Here is a 13220-nt window from a genome sequence, read left to right as displayed (position 1 = left end):
CATGAGTGTGAAGGCAAGGCGAGAGTGAGGCAGGTCATATGTTGATCGGAGAACTGGCGCGCCGCACCTCGGTGAGTACCCGTCTGCTCAGGTACTACGAGGAGCAGGGCCTGCTGCAGCCGCAGCGTGACGCGCTCGGTTACCGCTCGTACGCCGCCGACGCGCCGGAACAGGTGGGCCACATCAGGGACATGCTGGCCGCGGGCCTGTCGACCGAAGACATCCGCAGCCTGATGCCCTGCGCGATCGACCACGTCAACAAGGAGATTCAAGCCTGCGACATGTCCCTGGACGTTGTCGAGAGCCGCCACAGCGACCTGGACGACAAGATCGCCGCACTCGAGCGACAGCGGGAGCTGCTCGCCGTGAAGCGCGCTTCGATCAGGGAGGCAATGCCAGCGAGCTGACCGATAGCCGACGAGAGCCGGCCCAGGCTCTGGACCGGCTCTCGCTAGTGGCTCAACACTATTCGCGCACGTAGTACCGCAACGTGCCATACGCGGTCAGCGCGGCGAAGACGATGCCGACCGGCGCGATCACCAACGCGACCATCGCGATGTCGTCCCCGGTGATCCGCGGAAAAACCTTGCTGGCGAACAGATCTCCGAGCGCTCGATCGATCACCAACGGCCGCGCGAGCAACAGCCCGCCCACCGCGACGAGCGAACCGGCCAACGCGGCGACCACTGCCTCCAATAGGAACGGCAGCTGCGTATACCAACGCGTCGCACCCACCAGCCGCATGATGCCGACCTCGGTGCGCCGGGTGAAAGCGGCGATCTGCACCATGTTCGCGATCAACAGCAACGCGGCCAACGCTTGCAGTACGGCTAGCCCGAATGCCGCATTACGCAACCCGTCGAACAAGCTGACCAGCCGGTCCACGATATCCTTGTCATTGCGCACCATGCCGACGCCTGGCCGCTGATAGAACTTCTCGTAGATCTGCGGATACAGCTCCGCGTTCTTCATCTTCACCCGCAGCGACGCGGGCAGCGGTGTCTCGCTGACGTACTTGGCCAGCTCGGGCTGGTCCTTGAACGTTTTCTCCTTGGCCTCGCGAACGGCGTCGTCGCGGCTCAGGTACTGGACCGATTCGACGTCCTTGGTCGCCTTCAGATCCGCCATCAGCGCCTTACACGGATCGCGGGAGCAGTCCGGATCGTTGGCGGAGACGTCCTCGGTGAGATACAGCCGCACCTCCAGCCGATCCAGGAAGTACTGCTCGGTCTTGTCCGCGATCCGTACCGCGAGCAGACCGCCGCCGAGCATGGTGAGCGAGACCGCGACGGTCAGGATCATCGCGATGGTCATCGTGACATTGCGCCGCAGACCGGCGAAGACCTCGCTGAACAGAAAACTCGCGCGCATCAGCGATCCACCCCGTAGACACCGGTCGCCTCGTCGCGCACCAGGCGGCCGCGATCGAGTTCGATCACTCGCCTGCGCATGGCATCGACGATGTGGTTGTCATGGGTGGCCATCAGCACCGTGGTGCCGATCCGATTGATCCGCTCCAGCAGCATCATGATGTCGCCGCTGGTATCCGGATCCAGGTTGCCGGTCGGTTCGTCGGCCAGCAGCACCAGCGGCCGGTTCACGAAGGCGCGGGCGATCGCGACCCGCTGCTGCTCGCCGCCGGAAAGCTCGGACGGTAGTCGATCGGATTTGCCGCCGAGACCGACCATGTCGAGCACCTCGGGGACGGTGCGGTCGATGAACTGGCGTCGCTTGCCGATCACCTCCAGCGCGAACGCGACGTTGTCGTGCACCGACTTCTGCTGCAACAACCGGAAATCCTGGAAGACGCACCCCATCCGCTGGCGCAGCTTCGGTACCTTGCGGCCGGGCAGCTTGTCCACTCGGAAGTCGGCGACCTGGATCTGCCCCGCGGTGGGGCTCTCCTCTTTCAGCAGCAGCCGCATGAAGGTGGACTTGCCCGAGCCGGACGGTCCGATGATGAAGACGAACTCGCCCTTGTCGACATCGACGGTGATGTTGTCCAGCGCGGGTCTCGTCGAGGTCTTGTACGACTTGGTGACGTTCCGCATGGTGATCACGGGGAGCCAGTGTAACCAGCAACGCTGTATCTACCGCGTTGCCGATCGCCGACGCCCGGCGAGTCCGCCGAGCTCAGCGTGGCGTTTGTCCGGATCAGCGCGGCGCGACCGCTGGATTCACCGCTGCTGGAACGGTGTTCAGGGTCGGCTCGGAGCCAGGCGCGAAAGGTTGATCGGGCTTGACGAACAGGTAAAGCACCAACGTGGCGACCCAAGCAGCCATCAGGATCGCGGTGGAGCGACGTGGTCTCGATTCCTTCAGCATGGCGGTGGGGCGCACCGCTTCCTTCAAGAGCGAGATGGTTCTACGTGGTCTCACTGATTCCCTCCCGGCGCAACGCCGCGGCTACTCGCACCCGCAGTTCGCGGCCGACTTCGAACTGTTTGCCCGGCAAGGTGCGGGCAACCATTCGGATGTTCATCTGGTCAACGGTCAAGTCCTCGACACCCATCACCGTGGGCTCGTCGAGTAGCAGTGGTTTGAGTCGAGGATCTTCGTACGCCTTTGTACCGACCTCGTGCAGGATCTCGTTGACCCTGGTGATGTCCGCGCTCGCGGACACCGGAACGTCGATTGCGGCGCGTGCCCAATCCTTCGACAGATTCGTCACTTTCACGATCTGGCCGTTGGGCACGGTGATCACTTCACCGTCGGAATTGCGCAGTGTGGTGATCCGCAACGTGACGTCCTCGACCGTACCCTCTGCCATCTCCGAGGCTCCAGTCACCGCGATGCGAACTACGTCACCAAAGCCGTATTGCCGTTCGGTGATCAGGAAGAACCCGGCCAGGATGTCCTGCACGATGCGCTGCGCGCCGAAACCGAGTGCGGCACCGAGCACCGCGGCCGGGGCGACCAGGCCGGTCACCGCGAAGCCGAGCCGCTGCAGCACCTCCACGCCGATCAGCACGTAGGCGATGGTCAGCACCACCCAGGTGACCACCTGCGCCAGCGCGTGCCGGTGTTTGGCCGCCTCGGTGCGCACCAGCGCGTCGCCGCCGCGGAATTCGGCGTCGATCTTGCGGGTGATCCGATCCCTGAGGAAGGTGGCGAACCGGCTGAACAGCACGGCGCCGAGGATCAACAGCACGATCTCGAGCCCGTTGGAACGTAGCCAGTTCGTGGTTTCCGAGGTCGTTGCGAGTGACATGGTCAACACCTCGACTGAACTCCCAACTGGACGCACGCCAGACAGGTTACCGCCGTACGTCCTACCATTCCGCGCAAGCGGCCGCGTCCGGCGGCGATTGCGCTACCCGCAACGAACTAGCTCGGCTGCTCGCGCATGCGCCAGCGGATACCCGACTCGATGAAGCCGTCGATATCGCCGTCGAGCACCGCCGACGGGTTGTTGACCTCGTAGTTCGTCCGCAGATCCTTGACCATCTGGTACGGGTGCAGCACGTAGGAGCGCATCTGGTTGCCCCACGATGCGCCCTCGTTGGTCTTGAGCGCGTCCATCTCGGCGCGTTCTTCCTGCCGCTTGCGTTCCAGCAGCTTGGCCTGCAGCACGCGCATGGCCGAAATCTTGTTCTGCAGCTGGGACTTCTCGTTCTGACAGGTCACCACGATGCCGGTCGGGATGTGCGTCAGGCGCACCGCCGAGTCGGTGGTGTTGACGCTCTGTCCGCCGGGGCCCGAGGACCGGTAGACGTCGACGCGGATATCGCCCTCGGGGATCTCGATGTGATCGGTGGTCTCGACCACCGGCAGCACCTCGACCTCGGCGAACGAGGTCTGGCGGCGGCCCTGGTTGTCGAACGGGCTGATCCGCACCAGCCGGTGCGTGCCCATCTCGACCGACAGCGTGCCGTAGGCGTAGGGCGACTTCACCGCGAAGGTGGCGCTCTTGATGCCCGCCTCTTCGGCGTAGGAGGTGTCGTAGACCTCGACGGAGTACTTGTGCCGGTCGGCCCAGCGGATGTACATGCGCATCAGCATCTCGGCCCAGTCGGCGGCGTCCACGCCACCGGCGCCGGAGCGGATGTTGACCAGCGCGTCGCGCTTGTCGTATTCGCCCGACAGCAAGGTGCGGACCTCGAGCGCCTCTACGTCACCGTGCAGTGCGGCGCGTTCGGCGTCGGCGTCGGCGAGCGCGCTCACCTGCGACTCGCCCTCTTCGCCCTCGGCCAGTTCGTACAGCACCGGCAGATCGTCGAGACGCTGGCGCAATTCCTCGACGCGGCGCAGTTCGCCCTGCGCGTGCGAGAGCTCGCTGGTCACCTGCTGAGCGTGATCCTGGTTGTTCCACAGATCGGGATCCGCGGCTTGGTGCTCGAGCTCATCGATGCGTCGGCGCAGCTCCTCGATGTCGAGGACCGATTCGACCGTCTTGAGCGTGGCGTCGAGTTCGGCGAGATCAGCAGAAACGTCAGGATGCACGATGGTCAAGCCTACTGGTATGGCGCAGCTACTAAATCAGCAGTGCGCTTCGAATGGGTTGCGTTCGGCACCCGCACCCGGAGTCAGACCACGCGCAGTGCGCCCGGACGGCGGCCCGCGAGCTGGTCGAGGGCGGCGGCGGTCGATTCGTCAGCGGGGAGGTGGACGATCAGGTGCTGGTCGTCGTCGGCGGAGAGGTCGAGGATCTCGTAGGCCAGCCGCAGCCGGCCCGCGTCGGGGTGGTCGAATCGGGTGATGCCGGTGGCGGTCGGGAGGCTGGGGATGGTCTCGACGCGGTCGGTGAATTCCGGGCCGACCGTGACGGTGAGTTCGTCGGCGAGCGCGGCGATGTGTGGATCCTTGCGGAAGGGCCCGTGTTTGAGGGTGGCGACCATCTGGTCTGCGAGGTGATGCCAGTCCGGGTAGGCCGTGCGGGCGCGCGAGTCGGTGAAGACGAAGCGGGCCAGGTTCGCCGGTGTGGTGTCGAACAGGCCGAACGGAGCCATCAGGCGGTGGTAGCCGTCGGTGTGGGCAAGGACCTCGGTGAGTCTGTTCACGACCACTGCGGGTGCGGGTTCGAGGCGGTCGAGGATGGCGCGGACCGCGGGGCGCACCTCGCGCGGCGGTTGGCCGCCGCCGAGGCAGTTGAAGCCCGCGTCGGCGGATTTGGTGAGGACGTGCAGGTGCACTCGCTCGCTTGTGCGGAGGCGCAGCGCGTCGGCGAGCGCGGAAAGCACCTGTGGTGAGGGGCGGCGATCGCGGCCCTGCTCGAGTCGGGTGATGTATTCGACGCTTACCCCGGCAAGGGTGGCGAGTTCGGAGCGGCGCAGGCCAGGGGTGCGGCGGCGTGGGCCGGTGGCCAGGCCGACCTGGGCCGGGGTGACCGCCTCGCGCCTGGTGCGCAGGAATAGGCCCAGCTCGTTGTCGCTCACTCTTCGAACGTAACAAGTGGTGGCGGTTGGCGGGTGTCCCTGTCACTACCACTCTTACGGCGGTCTTCCTGGGTGTGGCAATGGCCAGCAGATTGGGAGCTGCGGCCGAGCACGGTCGGCGAATCTGTGGGAGGAAGTCTGATGTCGGCATTGAAACTCGCGGTGATCATCGGCAGCGTCCGGGAAGGACGCTTCGGACCGGTGGTGGCCGAATGGTTCACCGAGCATGCCAGAGAGCACGGCGCGTTCGAGGTGGACGTGATCGACCTGGCCGAGGCGCATTTGCCGTTGGCGTTGCCCGCTGTGTCACCGGCGATCGATCCGAATCCCGAGCGACCGGACGGCATGCTCGATCTGACCGAGCGGCTCGCGGCGGCGGACGCGTTCGTGATCGTCACGCCCGATTACAACCGCAGCATTCCGGCTGCGTTGAAGGCTGCGATCGACTGGCATTTCACCCAATGGGATGCCAAGGCAATAGGTTTCGTCGGGTACAGCGGCGCGAGCGGTGGGTTGCTTGCCATCGAACATCTGCGGCAGATATTCAACGAGCTCAACGCCCATACTGTGCGTAACTACGTTTCGTTTCCGCGCTACTACCTGCTCTTCGATGAGGCAGGCCGGCTTCGCGAACCGGACGAGCCCGCAGCGGCGGCGTTGGCGATGCTGGATCAGTTGCAGTGGTGGGCTGATGCTTTGGCGGCGGCGCGCACGGTTGTCGCGGTGGGGTGATGGGCGCTGAAAGGACGGTCCAGCGGCTACGCAGTCCGGCGCCAGGGTCCGAGGGGCATCGCGATCCGGCAATTCAGATTCTCGGCTGCTCACAGCTGTCTGTGCGGAAGGTCGGAGTCGTGCCGCTCGGATCGGGTGGTGCGGTGACCGGATAGGGTGCGGGCGTGGCTGTGGACTCTTCTGACCTCGAACTCGCGCTGCGGTTGGCCGATGCGGCCGACGGCATTACCAGGGCCCGGTTCGGGGCGCTCGATTTGAAGGTGGACGCGAAGCCGGACCTGACGCCGGTGTCGGATGCCGATCTCGCGGTGGAAAAGGCGATCCGGCAGGTGCTTTCCGAGCAGCGACCGGACGATTCGGTGCTGGGGGAGGAGTTCGGCGGGGACGCCGAGTTCACCGGGCGGCAGTGGGTGATCGATCCGATCGACGGCACGAAGAACTTCGTCCGCGGCGTGCCGATCTGGGCGACGTTGATCTCACTGCTGGAAGACGGTGTGCCGGTGGTGGGCGTGGTGAGTGCGCCCGCCTTGTCCCGGCGTTGGTGGGCGGCGGCCGGGGCGGGTGCCTGGGCCAGCTTCGATGGCGAAGCGCCGAAGGCGATTTCGGTGTCCGCCGTTGGTGAGCTCAGCTCGGCGAGCCTTGGCTTCGCCAGTCTGTCCGGCTGGCGGGAGCGCGGATTGCGGGAGAACTTCCTCGCGCTCACCGACGAGGTGTGGCGGGTTCGTGGTTACGGCGACTTCTTCACCTATTGCCTGCTCGCGGAGGGTGCGCTCGATATTGCGACCGAACCCGAAGTGTCACTGTGGGATCTGGCGGCGCTCGACATTCTGGTCCGTGAGGCGGGTGGGCGGTTCACCTCCCTTGCCGGGCAGTCGGGGCCGCATGGTGGCGACGCGGTGGCAACCAACGGTCTGTTGCACGACGAGACGTTGCGTCGGTTGCAGCCCTGAGTCGCGCGGGCGTCGGTGCGGAGGTTGTCCGGCCGGGTTCGACGGCGGCTCGGGTCGTAGCGCGGCGAGACTGCGTCTGTCGTGTCACGCCTTCGGTGTGGTCGAGGCACGGCCCGCTCAGAGGTGGAGCTCCGGTGGAAAGCCGGTCCAGCGCAGGTCCGGTGGCAGGTGGCCGGTGTCGTTGAAGAGCAGCACGGAGTCGGGTCTGCCTGGGGCATAACGGATTACGGTGAGTGCGGTGTTGGCGGGACTGAACCCCATCCAGCGCCACCTCGGCGCGTCGAGCGCGGCCCGCACCAGCCAGCCGATGAGGAAGGCATGCGTGACGACCAGCTCGTGGCGCGGTGCGTCGCCCTCGACCGGGCCGGTGAACTGCTCGACGGCCTGCTGTGCCAGCCGCGGTCCGTGGTCGCGCTGCTCGGCGGGGAATTGGGCGAGGAAGCCGAGCAGGGCGTCCGCGGACTCCGCGGGTAGTTCGTCCTTCCTCGGCAAGTAGGGCAGGTAGTCGCCCGCGGCTGCCGCAGCACGCAGGGGCACCCCGTCCAAGCGGTCGACGATCAGCTGCGCCGTCTCGGTCACCCTGGGCAGCGGACCGTGGTGGACCTGTGTCAGTGGGCTGTGCCGCAGCCGCTCACCGAGCAGCCAGGCCTGGCTGCGACCTCGTTCGCTCAGGGTGCTCTCGTCCGGTGTCGCCTCGCCATGCCGGGCGAGATAGAGATACCGGGTGGCCGTTCCGGTCATCAGGCCAGCATCTTCTCCATCAGTACGACGGTGGTCGTGCCGCGGAACTGGGGCGGTAGCGGTGCCTCGCGGAGCTCGGTGAAACCCTGTGCGGTGTAGTACTTCCGGAGCACCGGGTTGTTGGCGGCGGTATCGAGGCGTTGCCGGGTGATGCCGTTGGCGAGGGTGTGGTCGGTGCAGAACTGGATGATCCGCCCGCCGAGGTCGTGTCCGCGCCATTCCGGGGCGACCATCAATCCGTGGATGTAGCCCGCCTCGGCATCGTCGGCTCCCCAGAACTCCGGGTCGCGCCAGACCACGCGCACCACCGCGATCAGCGAGCGGGTCTCGTCGCGCCAGACGAACCATTCGCCGCGCGTCACTTCCTCGGCGACGACCGAGGCGGGGTACTCGCCGGGCGTCCACTGGTTGATGCCGTTGTCGACCATCCACTGCGCGAGCCGATCGCGCAGCTTGGCGATGTCCTCGGCGTCGTCGGGCGTGGCCATGATCATGGGAGCCGCTTCCGGCATGCTTGGTTCCTTTCCACGAACTCCGCCCGATCCGCGTTGGGAATACGGGCGGGCTCCTTCGTTTCTACCGGGTGGGTGTGACGGGGGTGAGGTCGATGCCTGCCGGTGGCCGTAGTCGGCGCAGGGTGCCGTCCATGCCGGTGATGTACAAAGCCCAGCTGTCGCCGTCGCGGGCGATCCGGACCGAGGTGGTTCCGTCCGGTGGGTTGCGCATCGGGCCGGGCTTGATCAGGCCGGTGATGATCGCGCAGGACGCGCCGGTCGCGGTGTTCACCTTGTTGATCGAGCCGAACGCGTGGTCGGCGACGTACAGCGTGTCCGCGCGGGTCGCCTCCATGTCGTCGGGGAGCGAGATCAGGTTCGGGATGCCGGCGACGACGACCTGCTTATCGGGGGCGTCCAGCGGGATGCGGAAGATCCGCATGGTCAGGTTGTCTGCGTAGATGGACATTCCGTCGGGCGCCAACGCGATGCCGTTGGACAGCGGCACGTCGGACCAGGTGCGCGTGTACTTGCCGGTGGACGGCCGGTAGCGGGAGATTCCGGTCGGCGGGCCGGAGGCGCCGATGGTGGTGAACAGCAGATCGCCGTCCGGTAGCAGCAGCAGACCGTTCGGACCGTTCAGGCCGGTGAGCAGGACCGTCACCGCACCGGTCGCCACCTCGTACCGCTGCAATGTGCCAGGCGCTTCCGTCAGCCCGTCCCCGGTGACGAAATAGACGTACGGGCCGGCCACCCGCACACCCGCCGGATGATCGAGCCCGGTCAACACCTTCTCGAATCGACCGGCGCTGTCCACCCGGGCGAGGAATCCGTCCAGGAGGCCGGTGACATAGAACCCGCCGTTGCCGTCGGCGTCGAGGTTCTCCAGGTTGCCCGCTCCCTCGACCAGAGTCGTCGCTTCCCAGCCATCCGCGCACATCGGCGGCAAGGCGTCCGCGGTCGCCGTCGGCGCCGCAGCGACGATGCTCGCCGCGACCGCCGCGGTGAGCAGCACCGACCGAATTCGAGCAGTCCCCGTGCTGATCGCCATAGGTCGATCACTCCCCATCCCTATTGCCATGTGCGCCAACCTAACAGCAGCTCGGGACCTGAGCAGTGCGCTGAATTCCGGCCTATCGACGGGAGCCGCAGGTCAGTGTCGCGGCCTTGCTCAACCGGTTTTGGTTTTATCCACATGTGGACCACTCGGGACCCGAGCTGGGAAATCCGGGCGACGTACCGGTAGCGCCGCGAGCGTGCGCTCGTAGGATGGGCCGGGTGACTCCCCCCGATGCATTCGCGGCCACGGCGACCGACACCGATCCCGGTGTAGGCACCGGATCCGGTGCGGCGCAAGAGGTTCTACGCCGAGTCTTCGGCTACGACAGCTTCCGCGGCGATCAGCGCGAGATCGTGGAGCACGTGGTCGCGGGTGGTGACGCGTTGGTGCTCATGCCGACCGGCGGTGGTAAGTCACTGTGTTACCAGGTGCCCGCGCTGGTGCGGCCCGGCGTCGGGGTGGTGATCTCGCCGCTGATCGCACTGATGCAGAACCAGGTGGACGCGCTCAGCGCGCTCGGCGTGCGTGCGGGCTTTTTGAATTCGACCCAGTTCCCGGACGAGCGCCGCGCCGTGGAGGCACAGTTCGTGGCGGGGGAGTTGGATCTGCTGTACCTGGCGCCGGAGCGGCTGCGGTTGGAAACGACGGCGCAGTTGTTCGATCGCGGCAAGGTGGGGCTGTTCGCCATCGACGAGGCGCACTGTGTCTCGCAGTGGGGCCACGACTTCCGGCCCGACTACCTGGCGCTGTCCATGCTGCACGAGCGCTGGCCGGATGTGCCGCGCATCGCGCTGACCGCGACCGCGACCGCGAAAACCAGCGACGAGATCGTGCAGCGCCTCGACCTCGGCGCGGCCCGCCGCTTCGTCGCGAGCTTCGACCGGCCGAATATCCAGTACCGGATCGAGCCGAAGAACAAGCCCGATCGCCAGCTGCTGGAATTCATCCGCACCGAGCACGCGGGTGACGCGGGCATCGTTTACTGCCTGTCCCGCAACTCGGTGGAGAAGACCGCGGCGTTCCTCACCGAGAACGGCGTCAGCGCGGTGCCGTACCACGCGGGCCTGGACAACCGCACCCGCGCCGAGAATCAGACCAGGTTCTTGCGCGAGGACGGTCTGATCGTCGTCGCGACCATCGCCTTCGGCATGGGCATCGACAAGCCGGACGTGCGCTTCGTCGCGCATCTCGATCTGCCGAAGTCGGTGGAGGGCTACTACCAGGAGACCGGCCGGGCGGGCCGTGATGGTCAACCCTCCACGGCGTGGATGGTGTACGGCCTCAACGACGTTGTGCAGCAACGCAAGATGATCGACTCCTCGGAGGGCGACGCCGCCCATCGCAGGCAATTGCAGCTGCACCTGGACGCCATGCTCGCGCTGTGCGAGACGGTGACCTGTCGGCGCGTGCAGTTGCTCAACTACTTCGGTCAGCACGACCAGCAGCCGTGCGGCAACTGCGATACCTGCCTCACCCCGGCCGAATCCTGGGACGGCACCGTCCCCGCGCAGAAGCTGCTGTCCACGGTGCTGCGGCTCAAACGCGAACGCGGCCAGAGCTTCGGGGCCGGTCACATCGTCGACATCCTGCTCGGCAAGAAGAACCCCAAGGTGCTCCAGCACGATCATCACGAGCTGAAGGTCTTCGGCATCGGCACCGATCTGCGCGATATCGAATGGCGTGGCGTGGTGCGGCAATTGCTCGCGGGCGGGCTGCTCGCGGTGCACGGCGACTACGGCGTGCTGACGCTCACCGACGCGAGCAACGAGGTGCTCTTCGACGGACGTCAGGTGCTGCTGCGCCGCGAGCGCGAACGGCCGACCAAGCCGGCGCGCGCGGCCAAGGCGGGCAAGACCCCGGCCGCCGACATGGCACCGGCGGATCAGCCCGTGTTCGAGCGGCTGCGCGAATGGCGGGCCGCGACCTCCAAGGAACAGGGCGTTCCCGCTTACGTCGTCTTCCATGACGCCACGTTGCGCGAGATCGTTGCGCGCAAGCCGACCAGCCTGGCCGAGCTCGGCACGGTCACCGGCGTCGGCGAGAACAAGCTGGCCAAGTACGGCGAGCAGGTGCTCGAGGTCCTGGCCGGAGAGTGACATTCTGCACCTTCTGGTCAAATGGCCAGAAGGTGGGTTCGACACCTCATCCTGTGTGAAAGTTACTGTGCGGCAGTAGTTTTCGTGTGTCGCGCAGCTGGCAGACCCATGCGGACCCCGCTAATGGGAAATCGTCCGGTAACCGCCTGGTTGCCCGCTATGCCCTTTTTGTTCAGAAGCGATCGCAAGGCTCCCACCAACCGACGTATCTACGAACAATGGAGTTTTCGCTCATGCCCCCTGTCTCGTCGCGTTCCATGCCCCGCCGGTTCCGTGCGGGCGCCATTCTGGGCGCCGCCGTTCTCGTCGGGACCCTGGCCGCCTGCGGTTCGTCCGATTCCACGAAGCAGGGCAACGGCGATCTCCTCAGCCCGAACGCCAAAGGCACGGTGACCGAGAACGGTGGCGCCCGCCGCACCACCGGCGAGCGGACCGACGCCCTGCGCGCCTCGCTCAACGGTAACCAGGCCAAGAACGTCATCCTGCTGATCGGTGACGGCATGGGCGACTCCGAAATCACGGTGGCGCGCAACGTCGCCGAGGGTGCGGGCGGCTACTTCAAGGGCATCGACGCGCTGCCGCTCACCGGCTCCTACACCCACTATTCGCTGGACAAGAACACCGGAAAGCCGGACTACGTCACCGATTCCGCGGCCAGCGGCAGCGCGTGGTCCACCGGAACCAAGACCTACAACGGCGCCATCGGCGTCGACCTCAAGGGTGCCCCGCAGACCAACCTGCTGGAGATCGCCAAGGCCAACGGCAAGGCCACCGGCAACGTGACCACCGCCGAAATTCAGGACGCCACCCCGGCCGTGCTCGCCGCACACGTCACCGACCGCAAGTGTTACGGCCCGGAGGAGACGGCACTGAAGTGCCCGACCAACGCGCTGGAGAAGGGCGGCCTCGGCTCCATCAGCGAGCAGCTGCTCAACACGCGCGCCGATGTCACCCTCGGCGGTGGCTCGAAGAGCTTCGAGCAGAAGGCGGCGGGCGGCCAGTGGCAGGGCCAGACCCTGCGTGACCAGGCCAAGGCGCGCGGCTACAACCTCGTCGCCGACAAGGCCGGCCTCGACGGCGTCACCAAGGCGGACCAGGACGCGCCGGTGCTCGGCCTGTTCACGCCCGGCAACATGCCGGTCCGCTGGACCGGTGACAACGCTGTGCAGAACGGTCTGAACCTGCCCGCGCAGACCTGCAAGCCCAACCCCGAGCGCGCCGCCACCCAGCCCGACCTGGCGACCATGACGCGCAAGGCGATCGACCTGCTCAAGCCGCGCAAGGATGGCTTCTTCCTGCAGATCGAGGGCGCCTCGATCGACAAGCAGGACCACAACGCCAACCCGTGTGGTCAGGTCGGTGAGACCGTCGACCTCGACGAGGCCGTGCAGGCCGCGCTCGAATTCGCCAAGAACGACGGCAACACCCTGGTGATCGTCACCGCCGACCACGCGCACAGCAGCCAGATCGTGCCGCTGGAGACCAAGTCGCTCTCGCTGACCAGCAAGGTCGTCACCAAGGACGGCGCCGAGATGGGCGTCTCCTACGGCAACGCCGAAGCGGGCGGTTCGCAGGAGCACACCGGCACCCAGCTGCGGGTCGCCGCCTACGGCCCGCGTGCGGCCAACGTGGTCGGCCTGACCGACCAGACCGACCTGTTCTTCACCATGTCCGACGCGCTCGGCCTGGACCGGAACAAGAAGCCGGTCGCCGCCGCGAAGTAGTCCTCCCCAGTTGATCCGGTGCCCCGCCCCGGCATCGCCATTGTTCGC

The 13220-nt window shown here is 66.5% G+C and carries 14 protein-coding genes; 5 read left to right on the top strand and 9 right to left on the bottom strand.

The window, feature by feature from the left end:
* Positions 1 to 38: 38 nt before the first annotated feature.
* Entirely contained in the window at positions 39 to 407 is a 369-nt protein-coding gene (locus tag ABZ942_RS10595; protein WP_357380506.1) for a MerR family transcriptional regulator, read from the top strand.
* A gap of 58 nt (positions 408 to 465) precedes the next feature.
* On the opposite strand, the gene ftsX is transcribed toward ABZ942_RS10595, so the two are convergent.
* From ftsX to ABZ942_RS10565, 6 genes are all read right to left on the bottom strand, one after another.
* Positions 466 to 1371, bottom strand: a complete 906-nt coding sequence (ftsX, locus tag ABZ942_RS10590) for a permease-like cell division protein FtsX (protein WP_357380505.1) — start codon at positions 1369 to 1371, stop codon at positions 466 to 468.
* On the bottom strand, positions 1371 to 2060 hold the full coding sequence (gene ftsE, locus ABZ942_RS10585) for a cell division ATP-binding protein FtsE (RefSeq protein WP_150402602.1): 690 nt from the start codon (positions 2058 to 2060) through the stop codon (positions 1371 to 1373). Before ftsE ends, ftsX begins: the two co-directional genes overlap by 1 nt.
* Positions 2061 to 2154: 94 nt before the next feature.
* Positions 2155 to 2352: a hypothetical protein gene (locus ABZ942_RS10580; RefSeq protein ID WP_357380504.1), complete on the bottom strand. Its 198-nt coding sequence runs from the start codon at positions 2350 to 2352 to the stop codon at positions 2155 to 2157.
* Between the two features lie 13 nt (positions 2353 to 2365).
* Positions 2366 to 3211: a mechanosensitive ion channel family protein gene (locus ABZ942_RS10575; protein ID WP_357380503.1), complete on the bottom strand. Its 846-nt coding sequence runs from the start codon at positions 3209 to 3211 to the stop codon at positions 2366 to 2368.
* A 116-nt stretch (positions 3212 to 3327) separates the two neighbouring features.
* Positions 3328 to 4443: a peptide chain release factor 2 gene (gene prfB / locus ABZ942_RS10570; RefSeq protein WP_357380502.1), complete on the bottom strand. Its 1116-nt coding sequence runs from the start codon at positions 4441 to 4443 to the stop codon at positions 3328 to 3330.
* An 83-nt stretch (positions 4444 to 4526) separates the two neighbouring features.
* A complete protein-coding gene (locus tag ABZ942_RS10565) occupies positions 4527 to 5375 on the bottom strand; it encodes a helix-turn-helix transcriptional regulator (RefSeq protein WP_357380501.1) in 849 nt (282 codons plus the stop codon).
* Between the two features lie 141 nt (positions 5376 to 5516).
* Here ABZ942_RS10565 and ABZ942_RS10560 point away from each other — a divergent pair, with 141 nt between their 5' ends.
* Both ABZ942_RS10560 and hisN read left to right on the top strand, forming a co-directional pair.
* A complete protein-coding gene (locus ABZ942_RS10560; protein ID WP_357380500.1) occupies positions 5517 to 6107 on the top strand; it encodes an NAD(P)H-dependent oxidoreductase in 591 nt (196 codons plus the stop codon).
* Positions 6108 to 6271: 164 nt separating this feature from the next.
* Complete coding sequence (gene hisN / locus ABZ942_RS10555; protein WP_357380499.1) at positions 6272 to 7057, top strand: histidinol-phosphatase; 786 nt, start codon at positions 6272 to 6274, stop codon at positions 7055 to 7057.
* 117 nt (positions 7058 to 7174) lie between these two features.
* Here the strand turns inward: hisN and ABZ942_RS10550 are convergent, their stop codons facing one another.
* The 3 genes from ABZ942_RS10550 to ABZ942_RS10540 form a co-directional block, all read right to left on the bottom strand.
* Entirely contained in the window at positions 7175 to 7798 is a 624-nt protein-coding gene (locus tag ABZ942_RS10550; RefSeq protein WP_357380498.1) for a histidine phosphatase family protein, read from the bottom strand.
* A complete protein-coding gene (locus ABZ942_RS10545; protein ID WP_357380497.1) occupies positions 7798 to 8310 on the bottom strand; it encodes a GNAT family N-acetyltransferase in 513 nt (170 codons plus the stop codon). Before ABZ942_RS10545 ends, ABZ942_RS10550 begins: the two co-directional genes overlap by 1 nt.
* A gap of 64 nt (positions 8311 to 8374) precedes the next feature.
* Positions 8375 to 9343 (bottom strand): SMP-30/gluconolactonase/LRE family protein, encoded by a 969-nt coding sequence (locus tag ABZ942_RS10540; protein WP_357380496.1) that lies wholly within the window; start codon positions 9341 to 9343, stop codon positions 8375 to 8377.
* A 227-nt stretch (positions 9344 to 9570) separates the two neighbouring features.
* On the opposite strand from ABZ942_RS10540, the gene recQ reads away from it, so the two are divergent.
* Both recQ and phoA read left to right on the top strand, forming a co-directional pair.
* Positions 9571 to 11448 (top strand): DNA helicase RecQ, encoded by a 1878-nt coding sequence (recQ, locus tag ABZ942_RS10535; RefSeq protein ID WP_357380495.1) that lies wholly within the window; start codon positions 9571 to 9573, stop codon positions 11446 to 11448.
* 233 nt (positions 11449 to 11681) lie between these two features.
* On the top strand, positions 11682 to 13172 hold the full coding sequence (gene phoA / locus ABZ942_RS10530) for an alkaline phosphatase (RefSeq protein WP_357380494.1): 1491 nt from the start codon (positions 11682 to 11684) through the stop codon (positions 13170 to 13172).
* Positions 13173 to 13220: the final 48 nt, after the last annotated feature.

The organism is Nocardia sp. NPDC046473 (assembly GCF_040645995.1).
Taxonomy (GTDB): Bacteria; Actinomycetota; Actinomycetes; order Mycobacteriales; family Mycobacteriaceae; genus Nocardia.
This window is presented reverse-complemented; position numbering and strand designations above follow the sequence as displayed.